Genomic DNA, 26,159 nt, shown 5'->3' with positions numbered 1-26,159 from the left:
ACTCCTTCGACCAGTGGGGCGTGGAACTCGGCAAGGTCCTCGCCAAGCGCATCGAGCCCGCCCTGACCGAGGGCGCCGACGTCCCCGGCCTCGACGCGTCCACCACCGCCCTCGTCTCGACGTACCGCACCCTCAGGAAGTGAACTGACATGCAGCTCGGACTCATCGGCCTCGGCAAGATGGGCGGCAACATGCGCGAGCGCATCCGCCGCGCGGGCCACACCGTCATCGGCTACGACCGCAATCCGGACGTCTCCGACGTGAAGTCCCTCGAAGAACTGGTCGAGAAGCTCGACGCGCCGCGCACGGTGTGGGTGATGGTTCCGGCCGGCCACGCCACCCAGTCCGTCGTGGACGAGCTCAAGGACCTGCTGTCCGAGGGCGACACGGTGGTCGACGGCGGGAACTCCCGCTGGACGGACGACGAGAAGCACGCCGCCGAACTCGGTGTCAAGGGCATCGGCTTCGTGGACGCGGGTGTCTCCGGCGGTGTGTGGGGCCTCCAGAACGGCTACGCCCTGATGGTCGGCGGCCACAAGGAGCACGTCGAGCGGCTGGAGCCGATCTTCGAGGCGCTCAAGCCGGAGGGCCCCTACGGCTACGTGCACGCCGGCAAGGTGGGCGCGGGGCACTTCTCCAAGATGGTCCACAACGGCATCGAGTACGCCATGATGCAGGCGTACGCCGAGGGCTGGGAGCTGCTGGAGAAGGTCAAGTCGGTGGACAACGTCCGTGAGGTCTTCCGCTCCTGGCAGGAGGGCACGGTCATCCGTTCCTGGCTGCTCGACCTCGCGGTCAACGCGCTGGACGACGACGAGCACCTGGACAAGCTGAAGGGCTTCGCGCAGGACTCCGGCGAGGGCCGCTGGACCGTGGAGGCCGCCATCGACAACGCGGTGCCACTCCCGGCGATCACCGCCTCCCTGTTCGCCCGGTTCGCCTCGCGGCAGGACGACTCCCCGCAGATGAAGATGGTCGCGGCGCTGCGCAACCAGTTCGGCGGCCACGCCGTCGAGTCGAAGGAGTAGGACGCCGTGGGGGACCTCCTTCTGGTCCGCCACGGTGAGACCGAGTGGAGCGTGTCGGGCCAGCACACCAGCTGGACCGACCTGCCCCTCACCCAGCACGGTGAGGAACAGGCCAAGTCGCTCGCCCCGCTGCTCGCCGACCGGACCTACGCACGCGTACTGGCCAGCCCGCTGGACCGCGCGATACGCACGGCCGAACTGGCCGGCCTCACCGGGATCGTGCCCGACCCCGACCTGCACGAGTGGGACTACGGGGGCTACGAGGGAATCACCACGGCGGAGATCCACCGCTCCCGCCCCGACTGGTACCTGTGGACCGACGGCGTACCGCCGGGCCCGCAGGGGCACCCCGGTGAGTCGCCCGAGCAGGTCGGCGCCCGCGCCGACCGGGTGCTCGCCGAGCTGGACGCGGCGCTCGCCGGGGACGGCGGCGATGTGGTCCTGGTGGCCCACGCGCACTTCCTGCGCGTGCTGACGGCCCGCCGACTGGGGCTGCCGCCCGCCGAGGGCCGGTTGTTCCAGCTGGCGACCGGGACGGTCAGCCGGCTCTCCACGGAGCACGGGTGGCCCGTGATCACCGAGTGGAACCGGACGCCCTGATCGACGCCTGAGCGGCCCGCCAGTGACAACTGGCGGGCCTTTCCCATGCCTTGAAAGCCGACCGGTACGCCGACCGGTGTGCCGACCGGTGCGGCGGAGCGGTGGGCCGAGTTTCTACGGCCCCTTTCCTAACCCCTTGTCGAAAGTCCTGCCGAGCCCATAGCCTTGCGCCGCGCCGGTGCCGTCGTCCGACCCGGCCCGGTCGTGACGGGATGGGAGGGGCAGCCGCGTGAAGCGCACATCGCGTGACATCCGCACCGCGAACCGCTACGAGGTGCTGCGCCAGATCATCGCCCAGTCCCCCACCTCCCGGCAGACACTGGCCGCCGCCACCGGACTGAGCGTGGCCACGGTCGCCACGCTCGTCGGGGAGCTGCTCGACCTGCGGATGATCACGGAGGTCGGCTTCGAGGACTCCGCGGGCGGCCGCCCCCGCGGGCTGGTGGCCGTCAACGCGGCGGGCGGCGCGCTGATCGGCGTCGACATGGCGGAGACCTACGTCCGGGTGGAGCTGTTCGACCTGGGGCTGAACGTGCTGGTCCGGGCCGAGGAGGACATGCGCCCCGGTGAGCACCGGCCAGAGCAGGCGGTCGGCCAGGTCGCCACGGCCGTCGGCTCGGTGGTGGCCCAGGCCGGGGTCGAGGGCGCGCGGGTGCTCGGTGTCGGGGTGAGCGTGCCGGGTCAGGTGGACCGGGACACCGGCATCGCCGAGTACGCGCCCAACTGGGACTGGCACGACGTCCCTTTGCTCGACCTGCTCGCCGAGCACATCGCCTACCCCCTGTACCTGGACAACCCGTTGCGGGCGAGCGCGGTGGCCGAGCTGTGGTTCGGGGCCGCGCGCGGACGCGAGGACGCCGTGGTGGTGAACCTCGGGACCGGGGTGGGGGCCGGACTCGTCCTGGCCGGCGGGCTGTACCGGGGGGTGAGCAACAGCGCCGGGGAGTGGGGGCACACCACCCTCGTGCTGGACGGGCGGCTGTGCCACTGCGGCAACCACGGCTGCGTCGAGACGTACGTCGGCGCCCCCGGCATCATGCTCAACCTGCGCGAACTCAGCCCCCGTAGCGCCCTGTTGCACCCCGAGGACCAGACGGCGACCATCGACGCCCTGTCCCACGGGGTCGCCGCGGGCGATCCGGTGGCCGTCAGGGTGGTCCGGGACACCGCCCGCTACCTGGGCGCCGGCGTCTCGGACCTGGTGAACCTGTACAACCCCGAAGTGGTCGTGCTCAGCAGCTGGGTCGCCAGGAAGCTGGGCGCGCCCCTGCTCGACGAGGTCCGCGAGGCCGTCCGGCGGCACGCGCTCAGAAGGCCGTTCGCGGCCACCGAGGTCGTCCTCTCCCCCATCCCCACCGATCCGGTGTGCCTGGGCGCGGCCACGTTCGCGCTGGAGGGCGCCCTGCAGTCGGTGGGACAGCGGCCCCCCGGACGCACCACCCCCGTGAGGAGCCGTACCGCACGATCCGCATGACGACGGAAGGGATGCCGTTTTGACCCGCACCAACAGACCGGTTCTCGCCACGGCCGCGGCCGCACTGGCCGTGGCCGGCGCCCTGATCAGCTCCCCGGCGGCGAACGCGGCCGGCAGCGCCCCCGCTGCCGCCGAGGTCTCGCCGCACGCGGCCCAGACCATCGACGACATCGGCGCCTCGGGCGCCTGGTGGGTGAACGACCTCCAGCACTTCGACCCCACGGTGCAGGCCAGGGTGGCGAGGCTGCTGTTCTCGAAGCAGGGCCTGGCGATGTCCTCCTACCGCTACAACATCGGCGGGGGCGGAGCCGGGGTCACCACCCCGGCGCGGGCCGCCGAGGACTTCCTGAAGCCCGACGGCTCCTATGACTGGAGCAGGGACAAGGGTGGCCGGACGTTCCTGCGGTACGCCGCGAAGTACGGGGTCAAGGACCTGATCGGCTTCGTGAACAGCGCGCCCGCCCGGTGGACCACCAACGGGCAGAGCTGCGGCGGCCAGTTGAAGGCGGAGCACGTGGGCGACTACGCCACGTACGTCGCCGACGTGACCCGGCACTTCGCCCGGCAGGGCGTGCGGCTGGACTACATCAGCCCCTTCAACGAGCCCGACAACGACTTCGGTTCCTGCGGGCAGGAGGGCATGCGGGTCACCGTCGACCAACGCGACGACATCGTGCGGGCGCTCGGCGCCGAGCAGCGGGCCCGCAAGCAGAAGACCTCGATCATCGCGGACGAGTCCAGTCAGACCACCCAGTTCGTCTCCGAGCTCCCGCAGTGGATCTCGCAGCCCGGCACCGCCCAGTACGTGTCGGCGCTGGCCCACCACACGTACAACAACCCGAACGACGGCCAGCTCGGCAACGTCTACGAGACGTCGCGGTCGGTCGGCAAGAAGTCCTGGGCCTCGGAGATCTGCTGCTTCGGCAAGGGCTCGACGGGCTGGAACCAGGAGTACGACCCGACCATCGACAACGCCCTGCTGATGTCCCGCATCATCTACAAGGACTTCGCGAGCGCCCACGACTCCGCCTTCCAGTGGTGGGTGGCCCTGGCCAGCGGGTACGGCACCTCCCCCACCGAGAAGAACGACGTCGGCTGGAACGACGGCCTGATCTACTACGACCCCGACTACGCCACGAACGGCAACCAGACGCTGTACTTCACCAAGCGGTACTACGCGCTCGGCCAGTACAGCAAGTTCGTCCGGCCGGGCTCGGTGGCGCACAACGTGACCGGGGCGCCGGACGGGGTGGAGGTGTCCTCCTACGACCGGAACGGCACCTGGGTGGTCGTGGTCAACAACCACAACGCCACGGACACACCGCTGAGTCTGCACTTCAACAGCAAGGTGCCGGTACGGGCCAGGCAGGCGGTGCGGACCTCGGCCACCGAGGACTGGGCCGACGTCGCGAGGCCGACGGTGGGTTCGGGCACGGTCTCCGCGACCCTGGCCGCCCGCTCGATCACGACGTACGTCTTCGACCAGAAGGGCCACGGCGGTTCCGCCGTCACCGGCGCGCTGGCCGGCAGGCAGTCCGGCAAGTGCCTCACCGCCGACGCGTCGGGGGCCGCGCTCGCCGCCTGCACGGGCGCGGGCGGCCAGTCCTGGTCGTACGACGCGGACGGCACCCTGAAGGGCGCGAACGGCTATCTGACGGCCTCCGGTTCGGCCCTGACCGCCACCGCCGAAGCCACCGGTGACGCGAGCCAGCGCTGGCTCCTGAACGCCGACGGGCAGATCCTGAGCGAGGCGTCGGGCAAGTGCCTGGACGTGAGCGGGCAGGCCACCGCCGACGGCAGCAAGGTGATCCTCTACAGCTGCAACGGCGGCACCAACGAGGCCTGGACCAGGCAGTAGCGGACACCGCTCCCGCGAACCGAGGGCCGCCGGCCCCTCCCTGACCGGCGGCCCTCAACTCTCCCTGCCTTCCCTCCTGTTCGTCATGCCGAACGAGGTACAACGTTTCGCGCAGACTTCGTCCAACCTCTTGCCGAAGCATTAGCCGAAGGTTAACGTCCCGCTCCGCACCGCAATTTCGGCCATCTGGCCCGCGAGGTGTTCCAGGCCCCGCACGGCCGTAGCACCACGGCCGCTCTCGACAGACAAGGACGTCAGCATGTCGGCACTGAGCAACAACAACTGGTCCCGCCGGTCTCTGTTCCGGGCGGCCGCGGGCATGGCCGCCGCCGGCACCCTCGCCGCGTGCGGCAGCAACAACGGCCGAGGCGGCGGCAGCGGGTCGGGCACCCAGCTGACGCAGATGTTCCACGCCTACGGCGAGGCGGGCGTCGAGCAGGCGGTCAAGAGGTACCCCACCGCCTACAAGTCCGCCAACGTGACCACGCAGTGGATCACCAGCTCGGACTACGAGAGCAAGCTCTTCGCCACGCTGCTCACCAAGTCCGCCCCCGACGTCTTCGAGTTCCACCCGCAGATCCAGATGGTCAAGAGCGGTCAGGTCGCCGACCTGAGCGACATCATCGACCCGGTCAAGGACGACTTCAACCCGGCCGACATCAAGTCGCACACGGTCGACGGGAAGATCTACGGCGTCCGGATGATCGACGACCCGCAGTTCTTCTTCTACCGGCCCTCGCTCTTCGAGAAGGCAGGCGTGAAGGTCCCGGAGACCCTCGACGAGCTGATCGAGATCTCGGCCAAGCTCACCACGAGCAAGATGAAGGGCCTGTACCTCGGCAACGACCTGCATGCCATCATCAGCCCGCTGATCTGGTCCGCGGGCGCGGACACCCTCGACGACAAGAACCAGATCGCCTACCACACGCCCGGCGTCGTCGAGGGTCTGAAGAAGATGCGCAAGCTGTTCACCAGCGGCGACCTGCTCCTCGGCGCCCCGACCGACTACTGGGACCCGTCCGCGCTGAACCAGGGCCTGTGCGCCATCCAGTTCTGCGGTATGTGGGCGATGCCGCAGTTCCAGAAGGCGCTCGGCGACGACATCGGGATCTTCCCCTTCCCGAAGACCGTCGACTCCGGCAAGCAGTCCGTCTACAACGGCGGCTGGTCGATGTTCGTCAACGCGAAGAGCGACCACGTCGACGCGGCCAAGGAGTACGTCAAGTGGCTGTGGATCGACCAGAAGAAGGACCAGGAGGACTTCGCGACGTCGTACGGCTTCCACATCCCGCCGCGCACGTCGATCGCCGCATCGGCCACCAAGCTCAAGACCGGTCTCCCCGCTGAGGGCGTGAAGCTCTTCAATCAGTTCGGGCACTTCGACAACATCGGCTGGACCCAGGCGATGATCCAGGCGTCGTGGGACGTGCTCGCCAACTGCGTCCGCAAGGCCGGCGACCCGGAGAAGGCGCTCGACCAGTGCGACACGACCGTCAACCGCGAGCTGAAGAAGCTCTTCGGATAAGTCGCGGACGGACCGGACCCATGTCGACGACCACCACGCGCGACCTCGCGAACCCCGCCCCGGCGCAGGCCAGTCCGGCCAAGCCGCGGCGGGGCCTGCGGGGCAGCCGCACCCTCAACTTCTGGCTCTTCATCAGCCCCTTCCTCATCGGGCTGATCATCTTCGTCTACGTGCCGATCGGCTGGAGTGTCTACCTCAGCTTCTTCGACGCACGGTTCACCGTCACGCCGGACAAGTTCGTCGGCTTCGACAACTACACGTACATGCTGACGGACCCCAAGTTCGTCGGTTCGCTCGGCACCTTCACCGTGTTCGCCGCTTTCATCGTGCCGACCACCTGGGCGGTGTCGCTCGGGCTCGCGCTGCTGGTCAACCGGATCCGGTTCATGCGGGCGTTCTTCCGGTCGGTGTTCTTCCTGCCGACCGCGTGCAGCTACGTCGCCGCGTCCCTGATCTGGAAGATGTCCATCTTCAGCGGGGTCCGCTTCGGCCTGCTGAACACGGTCCTCGGCTGGTTCGGGGTCGACAGCGTCGCCTGGCTGGCCTCTCCCAGTCCGCCCTGGTACTGGCTCGTCATCGTGACGCTCCGGTTGTGGCTGCAGTCCGGCTTCTACATGATTCTGTTCCTGGCGGCCCTGCAGAACATCCCGGGCGAGTTGTACGAGGCTGCCGCCATCGACGGCGCCAAGCGGGGCTGGCAGACCTTCCGGTACATCACCCTGCCGCAGCTTCGGGCCACCTCGACCGCGGTGGTTCTGCTGCTGCTGATCGCCGCCTACCAGGCCTTCGACGAGTTCTTCAACCTGCTCGACAAGACCACCTGGGGCCGGCCCCCGCTGGTCGAGCTGTACGCCACCGCTCTCGGCACGTCACAGGATTACGGCGCCGGCAGCGCGGGAGCCGTCATCCTGACCCTGCTGATCATCATCGTCACCCTGTTCCAGGGCAAGATCATGGGCTTCGGAAGGGGGGACGAGTCCAAGTGACCACCACCACGCCCGACATGAACAAGACCGCGCCCACGAAGGCCAGGCGCCGACGCGGCGGCTCAGTGATGGGCAACACCGGCCTGTACATCGCCACCGGTGTCGCCACCTTCCTCTTCCTGGTCCCGTTCTACATCCTGCTTCGCAACGCCCTCACCACGGACACCGCCATCACTGGGCCGAGCTGGCAGTTCTTCCCCACGCACCTTCAGTGGGGCAACGTCAAGGAGCTGTTCGACGACCCGCAGGTGGACTTCGCCCAGTCCATGTGGAACTCGCTGGTCGTCGCCGTCTCCATGACCATCGGCATCCTGGTGGTGTGCTCGCTGGCCGGGTACGCGCTGGCCCGCATTCCCTACAAGCACGCCAACAAGGTCTTCTACCTCGTCCTGGGCACCCTCATGGTTCCCACCTCGGTGACCTTCGTGCCCAGCTTCGTGCTGGTCTCCTCGCTCGGCTGGGTGGACACGTACCGAGGACTGATCGTCCCGGGCTTGTTCAGTGGTTTCACCTGCTTCCTGTTCCGGCAGTACTTCCTGGGGTTCCCGAAGGAGCTGGAGGAGGCGGCGCGGGTGGACGGGCTGGGTTACTGGGGCTCGTACTGGCGGGTCGTCGTGCCCAACTCGCTGAACTTCTTCGCGGCGATCGCCACCATCACCTTCATCGGCGCCTGGAACGCCTTCCTGTGGCCCCTGGTCATCGGTCAGGACCCCGGGTCGTGGACCGTCCAGGTGGTGCTCTCGTCGTACATGACCAACCAGACGGTCGTCTTCCACACGATCTTCATGGCCACCGCCATCTCCATCCTGCCCCTGGTGTTCGTCTTCCTCTTCCTTCAGCGGTGGCTGGTGCAGGGGATCGCGCAGACCGGCATCAAGGGCTGACACCGCACTCTCACGACCTGGAGACCGATGTCATCGCGTACCTCCGCCACCGACTACGTCGAGGACGTCTCCCCGGGCTCGGGTGCCCTGCCGCCCCGTGCCCGGTACCCGCGCTCGGACGCCGCGTCGCTCTCGCTGAACGGCAGGTGGCGCTTCCGGCTGTCGCCGGCCGCCGACGCCGAGGACGACGCGTTCGCCGAGCCGGGGTACGACGCCGGCGGCTGGGCGGAGGTCTCGGTCCCGGGGCACTGGGTGCTCCAGGGCCACGGCTCGCCGATCTACACGAACCACCTCTACCCGTTCCCGGTCGACCCGCCCCACGTGCCGACCGAGAACCCCACCGGTGACCACCTGCGGTTCTTCGACCTGCCGGCGGGCTGGGACGTCACCGACGGCGGGGCGGTCCTGCGCTTCGACGGCGTCGAGTCCTGCGCCCGGGTCTGGCTGAACGGCACGGACATCGGCGAGTTCAAGGGCTCCCGGTTGCCGCACGAGTTCGCGGTCGGCCATCTGCTGAAACCGGCCGGCAACGTCCTCGCCGTCCGGGTCCACCAGTGGTCGGCCGGCTCCTACCTGGAGGACCAGGACCAGTGGTGGCTGCCCGGCATCTTCCGGGACGTGACGCTGCTGCACCGCCCGGCGGGCGGCGTCCTCGACTTCTTCGTGCACGCCTCCTACGACCACGCCGCCGGCACCGGCACCCTGCGGGTCGACTCCGACGTGGACGGCCGGGTCACCGTGCCCGGCCTCGGCATCGACATCGCCACCGGCGGGTCGGCGACCGTCCCGGTCGAACCGTGGACGGCCGAGACGCCGACGCTGTACGACGGGCTGCTGGCCACCGAGGGCGAGCGGGTGCCGTTGCGGATCGGCTTCCGGACCGTCGAACTGGCCGACGGACTGATCAAGGTCAACGGGAAGGCGGTCCTCTTCAAGGGCGTCAACCGGCACGAGTGGCACCCGGAGCACGGGCGCGCCCTCGACCTGGAGACCATGCGGGCGGACGTGCTGCTGATGAAGCGGCACAACGTCAACGCCGTCCGCACCTCCCACTACCCGCCCCACCCGGCCTTCCTCGACCTGTGCGACGAGTACGGCCTGTGGGTGATCGACGAATGCGACCTGGAGACCCACGGCTTCACCGAGCAGGCATGGCGGGACAACCCGGTCGACGACGACCGCTGGACCCCGGCCCTGCTGGACCGGGCCGCCCGGATGGTCGAACGCGACAAGAACCACCCGTCGGTGGTGATCTGGTCGCTGGGCAACGAGGCGGGCACCGGGCGGGGTCTGACCGCGATGGCCGAGTGGATCCACGGCCGGGACGCCTCGCGTCTCGTGCACTACGAGGGTGACATCGACTGCCGGGACACGGACGTGTACTCGCGGATGTACCCCGAGCACGCCGAGGTCGAGCGGATCGGCCGGGGCCTCGACGGCGGCACCCGCAAACGCCGTGCGCTTCCCCTCATCCTCTGCGAGTACGCCCACGCCATGGGCAACGGGCCCGGTGGACTCGCCGACTACCAGCGCCTCTTCGAGTCGCACGACCGGCTCCAGGGCGGTTTCGTCTGGGAGTGGATCGACCACGGCATCGAGGACGAGCGGTTCGGCTACGCGTACGGCGGCGACTTCGGCGAGGAGCTGCACGACGGGAACTTCGTCTGCGACGGCCTGGTCTTCCCCGACCGGCGGCCCTCTCCCGGCCTGCTGGAGTACAAGAAGGTGATCGAGCCGGTCGGCATCGACGTCGGCACCGACGGCGACGGCGACGGCACCGCCGTTCGCGTCACCAACAAGCAGGACTTCGCCGATCTGTCGGCACTGGCCTTCGCGTGGTCGTACCAGGTCGACGGCGAGACCATGGAGTCGGGCAGCCTGGCCGTACCGGCGCTGGCGGCGGGTGAGTCGACGGAGCTGAGGCTGCCGGAGCCGCCCGCGACGGACGGCGGCGAGACGCAGTGGACGGTACGGGCCCTGCTGGCCGCCGACACCGCCTGGGCGCCGAAGGGACATGTCGTGGCCTGGGGGCAGTCCGTTCCGCGTGCGCGGCGGGCACCGGCACTCGTCGCGTCCGGTGGGCCGGTGGCGTCCGGCCAGGGGTTGATCGCCCTCGGTCCGGCGGTCTTCGACGCCCGCACCGGCGCGCCGCGGCGCATCGGCTCGGTCGAGGTGACCGGGCTGCGCCTGGACGTGTGGCGGGCGACGACCGACAACGACGCCGGTGCCGCCTGGCAGAGCGATCCGCGCTACGCCGAGCTGTGGCGCGGATTCGGGCTGCACCGCATGCGGCACCGCCTGGACGCGGTGGAGCAGGCGGGCGACGCGCTGACCGTGCGGACCCGGGTGGCGCCGGCCGGCCGGGAGTTCGGTCTCACGACCGTCTACCGCTGGAGCTCGGACGGGGACCGCCTCGGGCTCACCGTCTCCGTCACCCCGGACGGTGACTGGACGGTTCCGCTGCCCCGGCTCGGCATCCGCTTCGGACTGCCCGCCACCGACCGGGTGCGGTGGTTCGGCGGCGGGCCCGAGGAGGCCTACCCTGACACCAGGTCGGCGTCGCTGGTGAGCCGTTGGGAGTCGACGGTCGACGAGCTCCAGACTCCGTACGTCCGTCCGCAGGAGAACGGCGCCCGCGCCGACGTCCGCTGGGCGGAGCTCGGCGGCCTGCGGATCGACGGCGACCCGGAGTTCTGGTTGACCGCCCGCCGCTGGACCACCGAGCACCTGGACGCGGCCGCCCACCGCACCGACCTGACGCCGTCCGGCACGGTGTGGGTCAACCTCGACCACGCCCAGCACGGCATCGGTTCCGCGTCCTGCGGCCCCGGCGTGCTGCCGCGGTACCGGCTGCACGCCGAACCGGCCGCGTTCTCCTTCGTGTTCACGGACATCGGCTGACCGGTGCCGTCCCGCTCAAGAGCCGTGCCCGGCGGCCCCGCACCGGTACAGGACGTAGCGCGGGACACGGACGGGCGAGCAGTGCTCGACGGCCCAGCGGACCAGAGCCCGGCCGGGGGTCTTCCCGGCCAGTGCGCGGTGGGTGAGGTCCGCCTTGGTGAGCAGGACGTAGTGGAGCCGGCCGGTGTCGATCAGGTGGTGGAAGGCGGCGGCCGTGGGGTACGGCACCCGGGCGGTGAAGCCGCCGAGCGGGAGGACGGAGGCGTTGTCCGAGAGGATGTACGGCGCCGCCATCTGCCAGCGGGGCACCGCGGCGAGGTAGCGGGCGCCGTCGCGGTGGGCGGTGAGGTAGGCGTAGACGCGCTGCTGGGCCGGGTCCAGGGCGAGGGCGCCGTTGCGGGTGGCGATGGATCCGGGACCGATCCGGCCGAAGCCGCCGGGCTGGTTGTAGCGCAGGGACGTCGCGGACGCGGACCACACGGTGGGCACGACCAGGACCGCGGCCAGCGCGACGGCCAGGGCGACCCGGCGCCGACGCGACCCGCCGACGGTGAACAGGGCCAGCGCGGGCAGCGCCAGGACCACGGCGACGGCGACCGACCAGGCGAAGAACCGCGGGTAGTACAGGGTGAGGGCCGCGCACCAGCCGACGTTCACCGCCAGGACCGCGCCCAGCACGCTCCGGCGCCGCACCCGGGTCACGGCCACCGCGGCCATGGCCGACAGGGCGACCGCCACCACGCCCATGTAGTAGGTGTGGCCGGTCACGCTGCCGAGACTGAAGACCAGGAAGAACGTCACCAGCCAGACGCCCCACAGCAGGTAGCCGGCCAGGAACGGGTCGGTGCGCCCGGGCCTGCGGCGCCACACCGCGTAGGCACCGGTGGCCAGGCCCAGCGCCGCCAGCGGGTACAGCCAGCCCGTCTGGCTGGCGAGCCCGGGGCTGAACATCTTCCAGACGCTGTTGCCCATCCCCACCGGCGCCCTGCTGTGCGCCTGGTCGGCGACGATGCTGCCGGTGCCGGCCGCGTCGACGCCCAGCGCGTGGAAGCGGGTCAGGAAGTTGTAGCCGACGACCAGGGCGACCGGCGAGTTGTCGGTCGTGCCGTCCAGGTACGGGCGGGCGGCGGCGGGGGTGAGACCGGCGGCCAGCATCCAGGACAGGGAGACGGCCAGCATGACCGTGCCGGCCACGGCGAGGTCCCGGATCCGGCGGCGCAGCGTGGTGGGCGCGGCCACCAGATAGGTCACGGACAGCGCGGGCAGCACCGCCCAGGCCTCCAGCATCTTGCACTGGAAGGCCACCCCGACCCAGACGCCGGCCAGCACGAGGGTGCGCAGCCGGGCGCGGGCGGTGGCCCGCTGGGTGGCCTCGGCGGCCAGCAGCAACAGCAGGACGAACGGCGCGTCCTCGGTGACCGACCGGCCCAGGCCCACGGTCACCGGGGTGAGCGTGAGGAAGGCGGCGGCCAGCAGCCCGGCCGGTACGCCGGCCCAGCGTCGTACCACCACGTGCAGCAGGACCACCGAGGCCACGCCCTCCAGGGCCTGCGGGACCACCAGGGCCCACGGGTGGAAGCCGAGGACCATGGCCGACAGGGCCTGCGGCCACAGGAAGCCGGGCAGTTTGTCCAGGGTGATGGAGCCCGCCGGGTCGAAGGAGCCGTAGAGGAAGGCGACCGGGTTGTCGGTCATGCTGCGTACGGCGCTCGCGTAGAAGGAGTGGTAGGCGCTGTGCCAGATGCCCCAGAAGAAGAGCAGTGCGGCGACGGTGGCGATGCCCGCGAGGATCGGGCGCTCGTAGCGCTGGGTGCGGCTGCGCGCCGGGGCCGGCCGCGGTGGCGGTCCCTCGACAGGGACGAGCGGCTCGGCGCTGACAGGGCTCGGCATCGCGGACGGCCTCCAGGACTCCCGTATCCAGGGCTCCCGGAGCGCCCTGGACTGCTACGGCCTGTAGGACGACTGGATGCCGGGGGACGTCACGTCCGGAATGTCAAGGAACATGCAGGATGTTCGTGAGGATCGGTCATGGAAGCCGTAAGAAACCCGCACCCGGCGTGCCGCGGCCGCGCTCCCTACGTGCGCGGGATGCCGTACGCCCGTTCCACGCGGAGTCGGAGCACCAGGCGGCGGTCGCGGACCATCGCGGCGCGGTAGTCGTCCCAGTCGGGGTGTTCGCCCTGGACGTCGCGGTAGAGCCGGACGAGCTCCTCCACCGTCTCGTCGTGGGGGTCCTGGGCGACCGGTGACAGGTCGGCGGTGCCCTCGGCGACCGTGTAGGCCCAGCGGTCGGTGCTGGTGACGTGGTAGGAGGCGCGGGGGTCGCGGCGCAGGTTGCGGGTCTTCGCGCGGTCGTCGGTGATCGACACGCGCACGGTCCGTTCGTCGGGGTAATAGGCGTGGCTGACGTTGGACAGCTGGGGGCGGCCGTCGCGCTTGAGGGTGACGAGCACCCCGGCGTGGCCTTCGGCGAGCAGCTTCAGAAGTGTGTCCTGGGTCATGACAGGGGCAACCGCGGTGCTCCGGTCCGGCATTCCCGCCGTCACCCGGGGCACACGCGTTCGGGGCGCCCGCACGTCGGCCACCCGGTGTCCCTTCTATAGCGTCCGTCACACCGCACGCGGATGAGCGCGACCGTTCCCCTCTTCCTGCGCGACGATGAGGTCCAGGTCGGACCGCACCGCGGACGACACGACCGGAGGAGAGCGATGGCACAGCTGCGACAGGAAGTCGACCCCGGTGAGGTCGGGCTGGACGCGAAGGCGCTGGACCGCCTCGACCAGCACTTCGCCCACTACGTCGACGAAGGGCGCCTGCCCGGCTACCTGGTGGCCGTGGCGCGCGGCGGCCGGGTCGCCCACCTCACCACCCACGGTTTCCGGGACCGCGCCGCGGGGCTGCCGGTCGAGCCGGACACCATCTGGCGGGTGTACTCCATGACCAAGCCGGTCACGGCGGTCGCGGTCCTGCTGCTGGTCGAGGACGGCCTGCTGTCGCTGGACGACCCGGTCGACCGCTACCTGCCAGAGTTCGCCAACCCTCGCGTGTACGTGAGCGGTTCGGGTGCGGACATGGTGACCAGGCCCGCCGACGGGCCGATCCGGATCCGTCATCTGCTCACCCACACCGCCGGGTTCACCTTCGCCTTCTACCACGCGCACCCGGTGGACGCCCGCTACCGGGAGGCGGGCCTGGAGTTCTCGGTGCCGGCGGGCGCGGACCTCGCCGAGACGACCGCCGTGTACGCGCGCATGCCCCTCCAGTTCGAGCCGGGCACGCAGTGGAACTACTCGGTCGGCTTCAACGTGCTCAGCCGGGTCGTCGAGGTGGTCTCCGGGCAGCGGCTCGACGAGTTCTTCGCGGACCGGCTCTTCCGCCCGCTCGGCATGCCGGACGCGGGCCTGCACATCGTCCCCGAACAGGCGCACCGGCTCTCGGAGTTGTACGGGGAGACGGGCGACGGCGGCATCGAGCCGGTTCCCGGGCTGCCGTTGCGCGGCCGCCCCCGGATGCTGTCCGGCAGCGGCGGCCTCGCGGCGACGGCGTACGACTACCACCGTTTCATGGAGATGCTGCGCCGGGGCGGCGAGCTGGACGGCGTCCGCCTGCTCTCCCCCGCCTCGGTCGCGCTGCTCTCCCGCAACCACCTGCCCGGCGGCGCCGACCTGCGTGCCTTCGGCGCCCCCGCGCACCAGGAACCCGGCAACGACGGCCTGGGCTTCGGCCTCGGCGTCTCGGTCGTGATCGACCCCGCCCGCACCCTCTCGCCGAGCAGCCCCGGCGCCTACGGCTGGACGGGGGCCGCCACCACCGCCTTCTGGGTCGACCCGGCGCACGACCTGACCGTGCAGTTCCACACCCAGCTGCGGCCGAAGACGCTGAAGGTCTTCCCGGAGCTGCGGCGGCTGGCCCACGAGACGATCATGGACTGATCACTGGCTGGGCCCGGGGCCACCCGGTACCTCAGGACCAGTGCGCCACCGCGTCGAGGTGGGGCAGCACGTGGTCCAGCCGCTCCCGCTTGGTGCGCAGGTACGTGATGTTGTTCTCGCACGGCTCGATCAGCAGCGGGACCGTCTCGGCGACCTCTATGCCGTGCCGTACCAGGGACTCACGCTTGCGCGGGTTGTTGGACATCAGGCGTACCGAACGCACCCCGAGGTCCCGGAGCATGCCGGCGGCGACGCCGTAGTCCCGGGCGTCGACCGGCAGGCCGAGCGCGAGGTTCGCCTCGACGGTGTCCAGGCCCTCCGCCTGCAGGGCCATCGCGCGCAGCTTGGCGAGCAGTCCGATGCCGCGGCCCTCGTGCCCGCGCAGGTAGACGACGATCCCGCTGCCCTCGGAGACGACCGCGCGCAGCGCGGCGGCCAACTGGTCGCCGCACTCGCAGTGCTGGGAGCCGAAGGCGTCCCCGGTGAGGCATTCCGAGTGCAGCCGGGTCAGCACCCGCTCGCCGCCGATGTCTCCGTAGACCAGGGCCACTTGCTCGTCACCGCGGTCGTGGTCCAGGTAGCCGATCGCCTGGAATTTCCCGTACACGGTGGGCAGCGGTGCATTGACGACGCGTTCCACGCCCGAACGCCGTGGGGACTTCGTGCCGAGTACGCCGATGTTTTCTGTCATGATCTGATTCCTAAGCAGAGACGAAAGGCCGTGAAAAGATGAGTGGTTCGGGCGCGCGTACGGCGGCGAACGGTCTGTTGCCGGCGGACACTACGGAGGAGGTACGGACCAGGGGGGCGGGCGTTTCAACACAGGTCGCCGTCCTTCCCGTGGGGAGCTTCGAACAGCACGGCCCCTACCTCCCGCTCGCCACCGACACGCTGGTCGCCTGTGCCGTGGCCCGGGAGATCGCCGCCGCGTACCCGGTGCACCTCCTTCCTCCGGTGACCATCTCCTGCTCGCACGAGCACGCGGCCTGGCCCGGGACCGTCAGCATCTCCTCGGTCACCCTGCACGCGGTGGTGAACGACATCGCCGCCTCGCTGCGCCGCTCCGGTGTCGAGGCGCTGGTCGTGGTCAACGGCCACGGCGGCAACTACGTGCTGGGCAACGTCGTGCAGGAGGCGTCCGCACGCGGCGAACGGCTGGCGCTGTACCCGGCCGCGGAGGACTGGGAGACAGCGCTCAGCCGCGCCGGAGTGGAGACCTCGGCGCTCACCGACATGCATGCCGGGGAAATCGAGACGTCCATTCTGCTGCACGCTCATCCCGAATTGGTCCGCCCTGGTCACGAGTCCGCCGATTTCATCGCTGACGACCGTCGTCATCTCCTCACCCTGGGAATGTCCGCCTATACCGAGTCGGGCGTCATCGGCCGCCCTTCCCTGGGATCGGCGGAAAAGGGGAAGGAACTCCTCGCGGGCCTCGTCGACTCCTTCGGGGCGGTTTTCGAACTGCTCGCCCCGGGACGGGAATAGCGCAGCCCGGTGTACCAGCGGAGGACCAGGACCACGAGGCCCGGCAGGGCGGCCACGAAGCTGAGGACACCGTAGACGACGGCGGTGGCGAGCCCGCTGTCCGCGCCGAGGCCGGCCGCCGCGAACGCCCAGGCGGTGACGCCCTCGCGGGGGCCCCAGCCGCCGACGTTCAGTGGCAGGCCCATGGCGACCAGGGCGAGTACGCAGATCGGGACCAGCGCCGCGACGGAGGCGTGGGAGCCGGCCACCCGCGCGGAGACCACGAACATCCCGACGTGCCCGGCGAGGATGACCGCCGAGGACAGGGCGACGCCCGGCCCGTTCTGCGGGGACAGCAGGGCGCGGCGGGCTTCCGCGAGGGTCGAGCGCAGGGCGCCGACGCGCTTGCCCGGGGCCCGGTTCATCCGCAGGGCGACGACGATCGCGCACGCGCCGGCCACGCCGGCCGCCGCCAGCGGGGCGAAGCTGCGGACGTCGTCGCGGACCGGTGAGGGCAGGATCAGCAGGGCGCCCGCGCCGAAGACGGCCAACGCGAGCTGTCCCGCGGCCCGTTCCAGGACGACCGCGCGGACGCCACGCCCGATGTCGCCCTCGCTCTGTCCGTGCCGCACCGCCCGGTGCACGTCGCCGAGCACCCCGCCGGGCAGGGCCGCGTTGAGGAACAGCGCCCGGTAGTAGTCGCCGACGGCGGGTCCGAGCGGCAGCCGCAGACCGAGGCTGCGGGCCACCAACTGCCAGCGCCAGGCGCTCAGCACGGTCGTGACCGCGCCGATCGCCAGGCCCATGAGCAGGGTCGGCGTGTCGATGCGGCGCAGTCCGTCGACGAAGACCCCGGTGCCGAGCCGCCACAGCAGCACCGCGAGGATGGCGACCCCGCCGAGGGTGCCCAGGTGGGTGCGCACGGCACGCAGGTCCGGACGGCGGGGCACGGTCACCGGGGCGACCGGCGCGCTCTCGCGGACCAGGGCGGGGGTGGTCATGCGGTGCCTCCGGTCGGGCGGGCGAGGGCGAGCAGGTCGCTGTGGTGCAGGAGCACCCGCAGTTCACCGGCCGCGTTCGCGGCGAGCCGGTCGGCCAGGTAGGCGTCGGCGCGCTCGGCGAGTTCGGGGCGCTCCTCGACGGCGGCGCCGACCCAGCCGCGCAGCCACTGCTCGGTCAGCGCCTTCTCGGCGGCACCGAGCCGCCAGGGGCTGGGGTGCACCTTCACGGTGGCGCCGCGGTCGGCGAACGCCTCGCAGGCGGCGGTGACCGCGTCCGGGCCGAGCATTCCGCCGCGCCGCTGGTGGGCGTTGAACGCCTCCGCGATCTCCTTGTCCAGCGGGTGGGACGGGGTGAGGTCGACGCGTCCGGCGACGGACAGGGTCAGCAGCGCGGGGCAGCCGGCCCCGGCACAGGCCTCGGCGAGGATGTCGACCTCCTCGCGGGTGAGCACGTCGAGCAGGGCGGAGGCGGTCACCAGCGAGGCGCCCCTGAGGGCGTCGGGGGTGAGCCGGGCGACGTCGCCGCGCCGGGTCTCCACGGTGACCCGGCTGCCGTCGGCGGCGGCCCGGGGCGAGGCGACGGCGGCGAAGTGCAGCAGGTAGGGGTCGCGGTCGTGCAGGATCCAGTGCTGGGCGCCGTCCAGGCGGGGCGCCAGCCAGCGGCCCATCGAGCCGGTGCCGCAGCCCAGGTCGTGCACGACGATCCCGCCCGTCCTGCCGGGGAGGTTGGCCAGGCGGATCCGCAACGGGTCCAGCAGATCGTGCGCCCGGGCCGCCGCGTCGGCGCCCTCCCGCAGCTGAAGCCACTCGGGCGCGTACCGCGGCGGCTCCTCGGGGTCGGTCTCGCGCAGTCGCAGGGTGGCCCGCTCGCCCGGCCGGGTGACGGGGCCGGCGCCCGGGATCACCTCGGCACGCACGGGGTCCTCGGAGGCAGCCGCGTCCATTCGCTCTCGTCCCACCCCTGCATCCGTGACATCCGCGGGCCCCGGCTGCGCGGGGATCGCGCCGACCGGGGTAGTGGTCGTGGTCTCGCCGGTGGTCATGCCGCCCTCCGGGGTTCGTCGGGGAGCCGCAGCAGGACTCCGGCCAGGCTGCGGGCGGTGGTCGCCCAGCCGTCGAGGGCCGCCCGCCGGCCGCGCGCGGCGGCCTTCAGGCGGCGCCGCACGTCCGCCTCGCCGAACCAGCCGCGCAGTTCGGCGGCGAGCGCGGCGGGGTCCTCCGGCGGCACCAGGATGCCGGGCACCCCGCCGTCGGGGGCGCGGCCGACCGCCTCGGGCAGGCCGCCGACGTCGGTGGCGAGCACCGGGATGCCCCGGGCGAGGGCCTCGGTGACCGCCATGCCGTAGGTCTCGGCGTACGAGGTGAGGACCATCAGGTCCGCGGCCGCGTAGCTGGCGTCCAGGTCGGCGCCGGAGCGCGGGCCCGCCAGGTGCAGCCGGTCCGTCAGCCCGTGCCGCGCGATGAGGGACCGCAGGTGGGCGACGTACTCGGGGTCCTGGTTGAGGCCGCCGACGCAGGTGCAGGTCCACGGCAGGTCCCGGACCGCGGCGAGGGCCTCCACCAGCCGGTGCTGGCCCTTGCGGGGGGTGACGGCGGCGACGCACACCAGGTGCGAGACGCCGTCGGTGCCGCCGGCCAGGGGGGCGATGTCGGCGCCCGGCGCGGCGACGTGGACGCGGTCGGGGGCCAGCCCGTGGTGCGAGACCAGCCGTCGTACCGCCCAGTCGCTGGTCGCGATCACCGCCGGTACGGCGCGCAGCACCGCGCGTTCCCGGGCGTCCAGGTCGGCGGCCACCGCCCGGTCGAGGCCGGTCTCGTCACCGAGCGGCAGGTGCACCAGGACGGCGAGCCGCAGCCGGTCCGCCTCGGGGACGACGATCTCCGGTACGCCGCAGGCGACCAGGCCGTCCAGCAGGACGACCGCGCCGTCGGGCAGTTCCCGCAGGGTGCGGGCGAGGCCGTCGCGGGCGGCCTGCTCGGGGCGGGGCCAGGAGCCGGCCACCGCGTGCCGGGTGACCTGCCAGCCGAAGCCGGGCAGGTCCAGGCAGACCCGCCGGTCGTAGGCGTTGCCGCCGCTCGGCTGGGCCGGGTCGTCGACGCCGCCCGGCATGAGGAAGTGCACGGTGCGCAGGGACATGGGGAGGATCCCGATGTTCGCGGGGGCGGTCTGGCCCGGGAGGTCGGCGGTGGCCGCGCGCTGCGCGGGCACGTAGGTGAGGGCCGGCGGGCGGCCGATGGCCATGTCGGTCACAGGGCACGCTCGTAACTCGCCCAGGCGACGTGGGACTCGTGGAGGGTGACGGTCAGTCCGGCGAGGCCCTTGGCGCCCTCGCCGAGGGCGCCCTTCTCGATGCGTTCGGCGAGCCGGTCCGCGATGACCTTGGCGAGGAACTCCGTGGAGGTGTTGATCCCGGCGAAGTCCGGCTCGTTGTCGAGGTTTCTGTAGTTCAGCTCACTGACCACGGCGCCCAGTTCCTGGGTGGCGAGACCGATGTCGACGACGATGTTGTCGTCGTCCAGCTGTTCACGGCGGAAGGTGGCGTCCACGAGGAACGTGGCACCGTGCAGTCGCTGCGCGGGCCCGAACACCTCGCCGTGGAAACTGTGAGCGATCATGATGTGATCGCGGACGGTGATGCTGAACAACGGACGACCCTCCAGGTGCGGCGCGTCTGGTCCCCCGGCGGAACCCTGCCGGGGGACCCACTAATACGGCTCTCGACTTCCCCGTGTTCAGTCCACTCTCACTCTTTTCTCAGGTCAGGACCTCTTGGGGGCCGCATTGGACACCGCGTCAGCCTGCCTCGCCGTAGCTGACCCGGTGACAGAGGGCCGGGATCTCGCCGGAGGCGAGCCTCGGGAGCACCTCGGGCAGCTCCTCGAACGCGCTTTCGCCGGTGATGAGGGCGTCCAGGGCCGGGTCGCCCAGCAGGTCCAGGGCGAGGGCGAGGCGGTCGGCGTAGCCGCGGCCGGCCCGCGCGGCCGGGGAGACGGTGCCGACCTGGCTGCTGCGCACGGTGAGGCGGCGGGAGTGGAAGGCCTCGCCGAGCGGCAGGGCGACGCGCCGGTCGCCGTACCAGCTCAGTTCGATGACCGTGCCCTCCGGGGCGAGGAGTTCCAGGGCGCGGGTGAGGCCCTGTTCGGTGGCGCTGGCGTGCACGACCAGGTCGCAGTCGCCGAGGGCGTCCTCGGGGGCCGCGAAGCCGACGCCGAGCGCCTCGGCCGTCCCGGCGCGGGCCGGATCGGCGTCGACCAGTTGGAGCCGTACGCCGGGGAAGCGGGCGAGCAGGGCGGCGACCGAGCAGCCGATCATGCCGCCGCCGACCACCGCGATCCGGTCGCCGACCAGGGGCGCGGCGTCCCAGAGGGCGTTCACGGCGGTCTCGATCGTGCCCGCGAGCACCGCACGCGCCGGTGGTACGTGCTCCGGTACCACCGTCACCGCGCTCACCGGTACGACGTAACGCGTCTGATGCGGGTACAGGCAGAACACCGTACGCCCGATCAGCGGAGCGGGGCCCTCCTCCACGACGCCGACGCTGAGGTAGCCGTACTTCACCGGCCCGGGGAACTCGCCCTCCTGGAAGGGCGCCCGCATCACCGCGCGTTGGCTCTCCGGGACACCCCCGCGGAACACCAGGGTCTCGGTGCCCCTGCTGACTCCGGAGTACAGCGCGCGGACCAGCACCTCGCCCTCGGAGGGCGCCGCGAGGGTGACGTCACGCAGCTCTCCGTGGCCCGGAGAGCGGAGCCAGAACGCGCGGGCCGAGCGGTTCATCGGCATCCTCCTGAACGATCGGGAAGTTGTTCACGTACCGAGGTGTGCACAGCTAACACGTGCACAGGCCGCGCACAGTACGCGGCGTTGATCGACTCTGTCACTCGGCCGGAGGACGTGCGGTGGCCCTGAACAACACTTACGAAGCCAGGCTGGTCCAGCAGGAGACCGCGGTGGGAGCGGGCGTGCAGATCCTGTTGCTGGCGCTGCTGGGCTCCGCGATCGGCATGGGGCCGGCGGGCTGGCTGACGGGCCTCGCGTTCGCGACGGCCACCTGGGCGGTCCTCTCCCGGGCCCTGCACCGCACCCGGCCGCGTTCCTTCGGCCCCGCCAATCGGGTCACCCTCGGCCGCGCGATCCTTGTGGGCGGGGTGACGGCTCTGGTCGCCGACTCCTTCGAGAGCTCCCCGCCGGTCACCCTCCTTGTCGGCCTGACCGCCGTGGCGTTGATCCTCGACGGCGTCGACGGCAAGGTGGCCCGCCGCACCGGCACGTCGACCGCGCTGGGCGCCCGCTTCGACATGGAGGTCGACGCGTTCCTGATCCTGGTGCTGAGCGTGTACGTCTCCACGCGGCTCGGTCCCTGGGTGCTGCTGATCGGCGCCATGCGCTACGTGTTCGTCGCGGCGGCGAAACTCGCCCCCTGGCTGAACGCGCCGCTGCCGCCGTCGATGGCCCGCAAGACGGTCGCCGCGATGCAGGGCATATGCCTGCTGCTGGCGGGCGCGGACCTGCTGCCGTACGCGGGCGACCTGGCCGTGGTGCTGCTGGCGCTGGGCTCCCTGGTGTGGTCCTTCGGCCGCGACGTGGCCTGGCTGTGGCGCAACGAGCGGCGTACGGCGGCCGAGGCGGCGGCCGGGGCCGAGGAGACCGACACGACGGTGGCGGCGCTGGAGCGGGAGCTGCTGGAGCTGGCGGTGCGGTAGTCGCGCGGCACGACGGAGGGGCCCGGACCGGGGGATGGTCCGGGCCCCTTCTCGCGCCCGTGGGTTACGAGCGGGCGCCGCGCGTCCGTACGAACGTGAACGCCGCGGCCGCCAGGCCCAGGGCGCCTACGACCAGGCCCGCGATGCCGAGGCCGCGGGCGGTGGAGTCACTGGCGTCGGCGGACGCGGTGGTCGCCTTGGCGCTGCCGCTCTTCGCCGCGGGCGCCGCCGAGGCCGCCGCGTCGTCGGCGGCCGTCAGCTTGAGGGTGGGCGCGGGGTTCTCCGGCTCGTCACCGCCGTTCTGGGGCACCTCGATCCAGCGGACGACCTTGCCGTCGGAGTAGGTCTGCAGGGTCTTGAAGGTCAGCTGGTCGGTGTCCTCGGGCAGTTGGCCGAACGCGACGTCGAAGTCCTGGTACTGGCCGGGTCCGATCTTGCCGCCGGTCCAGGTGATCTCGGAGGCGGCCTCGGTGATGGTGCCGTCGTCGGTCTTGACGGGGTTCTTGAGCTTGGCGGTGGTGACCTTGGCGGTCCAGCCGGCCTGCGGGGTCACGAGGACGCCGAGCACCGGATGGTCGGTGGGCAGGACGACCTCGACCTTGGTGGTGGAGGCGGTGTCCTCCTCGTTGGGCACCCGGAAGGTCAGGACGCCGTCGGTGGCGCCCTTGGCGTAGCTCTCGGGGTGGACGGTGACGTGCGCGGACGCGGCACCGGCGGCGGCGAGGACCGAGGCGGCCGTGAGTGCGGTGACGGTGGCGGCACGGCGCAGGGCGGCGCGGGGTGTGGACATGAGTGAGTGGATCTCCGTACGAAGGAAGGGAAAAGGAAGCGAAGGGGCGGCTGGTGCGGTGTCAGACCGCGTACGGGATCGCGCTCGGCGGCCCACGCCGGCTCACCGCGTGCCGCAGGGTGAGCAGCCGGGGGCGGACGGGACGGGCGGGAGCGGGCAGGGGGCCGCCGGCCGGCGCGGGCAGCGGGGCGTCGTGCCACCAGGCCACGAGGCCGGGGACGAGGGCGGCCGTGCGGCGCAGCAGCGACCACAGGGCGGCCTCGCCCCGCCGCAGCCACCAGGAGGCGGCCAGCGCGGCGAGCACGTGGGCGAGAGTGGCGTGCGCGGTCAGGAGGTGCGCGTGCTGCGCCGTCGTGGCGGCCATGGCGTGACCGTGCGGCGGCATGCTCATGGGCATGCCGGCCATGGGGGCGGGGTGCGCCGCGTCGAAGCCGACGTGCAGACCGCCCTGGGTCAGGAGCATGCCGGCGCCGATCTCGGGCAGTCCGCGCTCCCGTCCGGCGAGGGCGCGGCCGACGGCGAAGACCGTGCCGAAGGCCGCGAGGTCGGCCCAGAGCGGCGGCATGTCTCCCATGGCGAGGCCGTGACCGGCGGCGGCCAGGAGTACGCACACCGCGGCGAACACCGCGGCACGCAGGCTCCGTACCGCCGGCGACGCACTCATGGTGAGCGATCCTCCCACGCCAGGGTGATACGCACGGCGCACACACCCCGTTCAGCCCCAAGACAACGTGAGGGGCGGCGCCCCTCAGGCGCGCGGGGGGTCGGCACCCCTCAGACGCGGAAGGGACGGCGCCCCTCAGATTCGCAGGGACGGCACCCCTGAGGCGCGCAGGGATGGCGGCACCCCTCAGGCGCGCAGGGATGGCGGCACCCCTCAGGCGCGCAGGGACGGCGCCCCTCACGCGCGCACGGGTGGCGGCGTCCCTCAGGCGCGCGGGAGTGGTGGCGCCCCTTAGGGGCGCGGGGAACTGCGCGACCAGCCCCCGCGCACCCGCACCCGGGACCGGGCCGTCGCCACCCCTCCCGCCCTCGGCAACAGCACCACCGCCACAGCGGTCACCCCGGCCAGCACCACCCACGGCACCGCCGGCGGCAGCCACGCCGCGTCCAGAAGCGTGCCGGTCCCCGCGCTGCCGAGCAGGACGATCAACCCCGATACCGAGGAGAGCGCACCGGTGCAGAGGCCGAGGCGGCCGTCCTCGGCGAGGTCGGGCACCCAGGCGCGGGCGACGGGGGCGACGAGCATCTGGCCGAGGGTGAGCAGGACGACCAGCAGGGCGGCGGGGCAGCGGGCTCACGCGGATTTCCGTGCCGTGCGGGCGCCTTCGGCGGACGCGGCCGCGGCCACGGCCAGCGCGCCCAGCAGGGCGAGTACGGCGGCGGGGGCGAGGACCGCCCAGGGGGCGCGCTCGGCGTACGGCTGGTTCTCGGCGAGGAGCCGGCCCCATTCCGGGGACGGCGGCTGGGCGCCGAGGCCGAGGAAGCCGAGCGAGGCGAGGGCGAGGGCGACGCCGGGGAGCCGGAGCAGTGCGTGCCGGAGGACGGGCGGCAGGACGGCGGGCAGCAGGCCACGGCGGAGCAGGTACCGGCGGCTCGCGCCGAGGGCCGCGGTGGCGGTGACGTGCAGGGTGGCGCGTTCCTGCCGGAGCAGCGCGGCGGTGTGGGCGGCGAGCGGCGCCCAGGCGACGGCGGCGACGGCGAGGGCAGCGGTGCCGGGTCCGCCGCCGGCGACCGCCGTGACCAGCAGTGCGGCCAGGACGGGCGGGACGGCGTTGACGGTGTCGACGAGCGGTCCCGAGAACCTGGGCAGCAGCCCGAGGAGCACTCCGGTGAGCAGGGCGGCGGCGCTGATCGCCAGGGCGAGCAGCAGGGTGTCGAGGGCGCCGTGCGCCACCCGGGCCAGCAGGTCGCGGCCGAGCGCGTCGGTCCCGAACGGGTGCCCGGGGGAAGGGGGTCGGAGCCGTTCGGCGGTGTCGAGGGCCAGGGGGTCGCGGGGCAGTCCGGTGACGACGACCGCGAGGAGTACGGCGGCCAGGGTGACCGGGGCGGCCCGGCGGGCGGGTGGCACGGGCCGGTGCAGGGCGGGCAGCGCTCCGTCGCGCAGGGCGGGTCCGACGAGCAGGCGTACCAGGGGACGGATGGCGAGCGCGGTGGCCGTGGCGAGCAGCAGGAGGGCCAGGGTGCCGGCCTGGAGGACGGGCAGGTCCTGGGCGAGGGCGGCCTGGAGGGTGGTGCGGCCGAGTCCCGGGATGTCGAAGACCTGCTCCACGGCGACGGCTCCGCCGGTGAGGCCGACGACGAACAGGCCGAGGTTGGGCAGGAGTCCGGGCAGGGAGCGCCGCAGCGCCTGGCGTGCGACGCGGTGCCGGGGTATGCCGCGGGCGGCCGCGGCCCTGGCCCAGGGTTCGGCGAGGGCGCCTGGCAGCAGGTCGTCGAGGAGCCGGCCGAGGACGGCGCCCGCGGGCAGGCCGAGGGCCAGGGCGGGCAGCAGCGTCCACCGGGGGCCGTACCAGCCGAGGGCGGGCAGCCAGCCGAGCTGGACGCCGACGACGGTGGCGAGGACGGAGGCGGTGAGGAACTCGGGCAGCGTGGCGAGCACGGCGGAGCCGGTGCCGCCGGAGCGCCGGGTGCCGCCGGTCCGCAGCGTGCGGGCGCACACCAGGGAGGCGGTGCAGACGGCGATCGCGAGGGCGACCGTCATCAGCAGCAGGGAGGCGCCGAGCGCCTGGAGGACGGCCGGTGTCACCTCCCCGCCGGAGATCCACGACCGTCCGGCGTCACCGTGCGCCAGCCCGCCCGCCCAGCCGGCGAGGAGGTGGAACGGGCCTTTGTCCAGGCCGAGTCGGGTACGGATGTCGGCGAGCACCTCGGGCGTGGGGTCGCGGTCCTGGGAGCGCGCCTTGAGGACGGTGAGCGCCGGGTCGCTGCCCGCGAGCCAGGGCAGTACCCCGATCCCGCACACCAGGGCGATCGCGAGCGCGGCCCGCCACAGCAGGGTGGGCATGG

23 protein-coding genes and 1 pseudogene are annotated in these 26,159 nt (G+C 72.2%); 12 read left to right on the top strand and 12 right to left on the bottom strand.

Annotated elements, in window-relative coordinates:
* The 9 genes from AB0G52_RS38655 to AB0G52_RS38615 form a co-directional block, all read left to right on the top strand.
* On the top strand, positions 1 to 143 hold a 143-nt coding region (locus tag AB0G52_RS38655; RefSeq protein ID WP_361343625.1), incomplete at its 5' end, for a hypothetical protein.
* Between the two features lie 6 nt (positions 144 to 149).
* On the top strand, positions 150 to 1,028 hold the full coding sequence (gene gnd / locus AB0G52_RS38650; RefSeq protein ID WP_132887128.1) for a phosphogluconate dehydrogenase (NAD(+)-dependent, decarboxylating): 879 nt from the start codon (positions 150 to 152) through the stop codon (positions 1,026 to 1,028).
* 6 nt (positions 1,029 to 1,034) lie between these two features.
* Positions 1,035 to 1,628, top strand: coding sequence for a histidine phosphatase family protein (locus AB0G52_RS38645; RefSeq protein WP_132887127.1), 594 nt, complete (start codon positions 1,035 to 1,037; stop codon positions 1,626 to 1,628).
* A gap of 229 nt (positions 1,629 to 1,857) precedes the next feature.
* Entirely contained in the window at positions 1,858 to 3,102 is a 1,245-nt protein-coding gene (locus AB0G52_RS38640; RefSeq protein WP_361343614.1) for an ROK family protein, read from the top strand.
* A gap of 19 nt (positions 3,103 to 3,121) precedes the next feature.
* Positions 3,122 to 4,960 carry a glycoside hydrolase gene (locus AB0G52_RS38635; protein ID WP_361343611.1) on the top strand — a complete coding sequence of 613 codons (1,839 nt, stop codon included), beginning with the start codon at positions 3,122 to 3,124 and terminating at the stop codon, positions 4,958 to 4,960.
* Positions 4,961 to 5,219: 259 nt separating this feature from the next.
* The gene (locus AB0G52_RS38630) at positions 5,220 to 6,485 is read left to right on the top strand and encodes a sugar ABC transporter substrate-binding protein (RefSeq protein ID WP_361343608.1); all 1,266 of its coding nucleotides are present in this window, start codon (positions 5,220 to 5,222) and stop codon (positions 6,483 to 6,485) included.
* A gap of 20 nt (positions 6,486 to 6,505) precedes the next feature.
* A complete protein-coding gene (locus AB0G52_RS38625; protein WP_361343605.1) occupies positions 6,506 to 7,471 on the top strand; it encodes a sugar ABC transporter permease in 966 nt (321 codons plus the stop codon).
* 17 nt (positions 7,472 to 7,488) lie between these two features.
* The gene (locus AB0G52_RS38620) at positions 7,489 to 8,355 is read left to right on the top strand and encodes a carbohydrate ABC transporter permease (protein ID WP_361343622.1); all 867 of its coding nucleotides are present in this window, start codon (positions 7,489 to 7,491) and stop codon (positions 8,353 to 8,355) included.
* Between the two features lie 27 nt (positions 8,356 to 8,382).
* Positions 8,383 to 11,256, top strand: a complete 2,874-nt coding sequence (locus AB0G52_RS38615) for a glycoside hydrolase family 2 TIM barrel-domain containing protein (protein ID WP_132887121.1) — start codon at positions 8,383 to 8,385, stop codon at positions 11,254 to 11,256.
* Between the two features lie 15 nt (positions 11,257 to 11,271).
* Here the strand turns inward: AB0G52_RS38615 and AB0G52_RS38610 are convergent, their stop codons facing one another.
* Complete coding sequence (locus AB0G52_RS38610; protein ID WP_361343602.1) at positions 11,272 to 13,146, bottom strand: glycosyltransferase family 39 protein; 1,875 nt, start codon at positions 13,144 to 13,146, stop codon at positions 11,272 to 11,274.
* 185 nt (positions 13,147 to 13,331) lie between these two features.
* On the bottom strand, positions 13,332 to 13,757 hold the full coding sequence (locus AB0G52_RS38605; protein WP_132887119.1) for a PPOX class F420-dependent oxidoreductase: 426 nt from the start codon (positions 13,755 to 13,757) through the stop codon (positions 13,332 to 13,334).
* Between the two features lie 207 nt (positions 13,758 to 13,964).
* On the opposite strand from AB0G52_RS38605, the gene AB0G52_RS38600 reads away from it, so the two are divergent.
* Positions 13,965 to 15,188 carry a serine hydrolase domain-containing protein gene (locus AB0G52_RS38600; RefSeq protein ID WP_361343599.1) on the top strand — a complete coding sequence of 408 codons (1,224 nt, stop codon included), beginning with the start codon at positions 13,965 to 13,967 and terminating at the stop codon, positions 15,186 to 15,188.
* 31 nt (positions 15,189 to 15,219) lie between these two features.
* Here the strand turns inward: AB0G52_RS38600 and ribA are convergent, their stop codons facing one another.
* Entirely contained in the window at positions 15,220 to 15,879 is a 660-nt protein-coding gene (gene ribA / locus AB0G52_RS38595) for a GTP cyclohydrolase II (protein WP_361343596.1), read from the bottom strand.
* A gap of 38 nt (positions 15,880 to 15,917) precedes the next feature.
* Between ribA and AB0G52_RS38590 the strand changes: the two genes are divergently transcribed.
* Positions 15,918 to 16,676 carry a creatininase family protein gene (locus AB0G52_RS38590; RefSeq protein ID WP_132887116.1) on the top strand — a complete coding sequence of 253 codons (759 nt, stop codon included), beginning with the start codon at positions 15,918 to 15,920 and terminating at the stop codon, positions 16,674 to 16,676.
* Between the two features lie 50 nt (positions 16,677 to 16,726).
* Here AB0G52_RS38590 and AB0G52_RS38585 read toward each other — a convergent pair.
* From AB0G52_RS38585 to AB0G52_RS38565, 5 genes and pseudogenes are all read right to left on the bottom strand, one after another.
* A pseudogene (locus tag AB0G52_RS38585) lies at positions 16,727 to 17,656 on the bottom strand (lysylphosphatidylglycerol synthase transmembrane domain-containing protein); the annotation flags it as partial.
* A complete protein-coding gene (locus AB0G52_RS38580; protein WP_361343619.1) occupies positions 17,653 to 18,600 on the bottom strand; it encodes an SAM-dependent methyltransferase in 948 nt (315 codons plus the stop codon). The pseudogene AB0G52_RS38585 and the gene AB0G52_RS38580, both read right to left, overlap by 4 nt.
* A 95-nt stretch (positions 18,601 to 18,695) precedes the next feature.
* A complete protein-coding gene (locus AB0G52_RS38575) occupies positions 18,696 to 19,907 on the bottom strand; it encodes a glycosyltransferase family 4 protein (RefSeq protein WP_132887113.1) in 1,212 nt (403 codons plus the stop codon).
* Positions 19,904 to 20,302, bottom strand: a complete 399-nt coding sequence (locus AB0G52_RS38570; protein WP_132887112.1) for a 6-carboxytetrahydropterin synthase — start codon at positions 20,300 to 20,302, stop codon at positions 19,904 to 19,906. The genes AB0G52_RS38575 and AB0G52_RS38570 overlap by 4 nt, the downstream gene beginning before the upstream one ends.
* A 148-nt stretch (positions 20,303 to 20,450) precedes the next feature.
* Complete coding sequence (locus tag AB0G52_RS38565; protein ID WP_361343591.1) at positions 20,451 to 21,434, bottom strand: zinc-binding alcohol dehydrogenase; 984 nt, start codon at positions 21,432 to 21,434, stop codon at positions 20,451 to 20,453.
* Positions 21,435 to 21,556: 122 nt separating this feature from the next.
* Between AB0G52_RS38565 and AB0G52_RS38560 the strand changes: the two genes are divergently transcribed.
* Positions 21,557 to 22,360, top strand: a complete 804-nt coding sequence (locus tag AB0G52_RS38560; RefSeq protein WP_132887110.1) for a CDP-alcohol phosphatidyltransferase family protein — start codon at positions 21,557 to 21,559, stop codon at positions 22,358 to 22,360.
* 64 nt (positions 22,361 to 22,424) lie between these two features.
* Here AB0G52_RS38560 and AB0G52_RS38555 read toward each other — a convergent pair whose 3' ends face one another.
* The 4 genes from AB0G52_RS38555 to AB0G52_RS38540 form a co-directional block, all read right to left on the bottom strand.
* Positions 22,425 to 23,150, bottom strand: a complete 726-nt coding sequence (locus AB0G52_RS38555; protein ID WP_361343588.1) for a YcnI family protein — start codon at positions 23,148 to 23,150, stop codon at positions 22,425 to 22,427.
* 61 nt (positions 23,151 to 23,211) lie between these two features.
* Positions 23,212 to 23,814: a hypothetical protein gene (locus AB0G52_RS38550; protein ID WP_361343586.1), complete on the bottom strand. Its 603-nt coding sequence runs from the start codon at positions 23,812 to 23,814 to the stop codon at positions 23,212 to 23,214.
* A 291-nt stretch (positions 23,815 to 24,105) separates the two neighbouring features.
* On the bottom strand, positions 24,106 to 24,399 hold the full coding sequence (locus tag AB0G52_RS38545; protein ID WP_361343583.1) for a hypothetical protein: 294 nt from the start codon (positions 24,397 to 24,399) through the stop codon (positions 24,106 to 24,108).
* Between the two features lie 48 nt (positions 24,400 to 24,447).
* Positions 24,448 to 26,157 (bottom strand): ABC transporter permease subunit, encoded by a 1,710-nt coding sequence (locus tag AB0G52_RS38540; protein ID WP_361343580.1) that lies wholly within the window; start codon positions 26,155 to 26,157, stop codon positions 24,448 to 24,450.
* Between the last annotated feature and the right edge of the window lie 2 nt (positions 26,158 to 26,159).

This window comes from Streptomyces sp. NPDC021562 (assembly GCF_040640875.1).
Classification (GTDB): domain Bacteria; phylum Actinomycetota; class Actinomycetes; order Streptomycetales; family Streptomycetaceae; genus Streptomyces.
This window is presented reverse-complemented; position numbering and strand designations above follow the sequence as displayed.

Excerpts from the sequence above, each read along its gene's own strand:
- gnd (WP_132887128.1), top strand. The coding sequence starts at position 150 with ATGCAGCTCGGACTCATCGGCCTCGGCAAGATGGGCGGCAACATGCGC.
- AB0G52_RS38630 (WP_361343608.1), top strand. The coding sequence starts at position 5,220 with ATGTCGGCACTGAGCAACAACAACTGGTCCCGCCGGTCTCTGTTCCGG.
- AB0G52_RS38625 (WP_361343605.1), top strand. The coding sequence starts at position 6,506 with ATGTCGACGACCACCACGCGCGACCTCGCGAACCCCGCCCCGGCGCAG.
- AB0G52_RS38620 (WP_361343622.1), top strand. The coding sequence starts at position 7,489 with ATGAACAAGACCGCGCCCACGAAGGCCAGGCGCCGACGCGGCGGCTCA.
- AB0G52_RS38615 (WP_132887121.1), top strand. The coding sequence starts at position 8,383 with ATGTCATCGCGTACCTCCGCCACCGACTACGTCGAGGACGTCTCCCCG.
- AB0G52_RS38610 (WP_361343602.1), bottom strand. The coding sequence starts at position 13,146 with ATGCCGAGCCCTGTCAGCGCCGAGCCGCTCGTCCCTGTCGAGGGACCG.
- AB0G52_RS38605 (WP_132887119.1), bottom strand. The coding sequence starts at position 13,757 with ATGACCCAGGACACACTTCTGAAGCTGCTCGCCGAAGGCCACGCCGGG.
- AB0G52_RS38600 (WP_361343599.1), top strand. The coding sequence starts at position 13,965 with ATGGCACAGCTGCGACAGGAAGTCGACCCCGGTGAGGTCGGGCTGGAC.
- ribA (WP_361343596.1), bottom strand. The coding sequence starts at position 15,879 with ATGACAGAAAACATCGGCGTACTCGGCACGAAGTCCCCACGGCGTTCG.
- AB0G52_RS38590 (WP_132887116.1), top strand. The coding sequence starts at position 15,918 with ATGAGTGGTTCGGGCGCGCGTACGGCGGCGAACGGTCTGTTGCCGGCG.
- AB0G52_RS38580 (WP_361343619.1), bottom strand. The coding sequence starts at position 18,600 with ATGGACGCGGCTGCCTCCGAGGACCCCGTGCGTGCCGAGGTGATCCCG.
- AB0G52_RS38565 (WP_361343591.1), bottom strand. The coding sequence starts at position 21,434 with ATGAACCGCTCGGCCCGCGCGTTCTGGCTCCGCTCTCCGGGCCACGGA.
- AB0G52_RS38555 (WP_361343588.1), bottom strand. The coding sequence starts at position 23,150 with ATGTCCACACCCCGCGCCGCCCTGCGCCGTGCCGCCACCGTCACCGCA.
- AB0G52_RS38550 (WP_361343586.1), bottom strand. The coding sequence starts at position 23,814 with ATGAGTGCGTCGCCGGCGGTACGGAGCCTGCGTGCCGCGGTGTTCGCC.
- AB0G52_RS38545 (WP_361343583.1), bottom strand. The coding sequence starts at position 24,399 with ATGCTCGTCGCCCCCGTCGCCCGCGCCTGGGTGCCCGACCTCGCCGAG.
- AB0G52_RS38540 (WP_361343580.1), bottom strand. The coding sequence starts at position 26,157 with ATGCCCACCCTGCTGTGGCGGGCCGCGCTCGCGATCGCCCTGGTGTGC.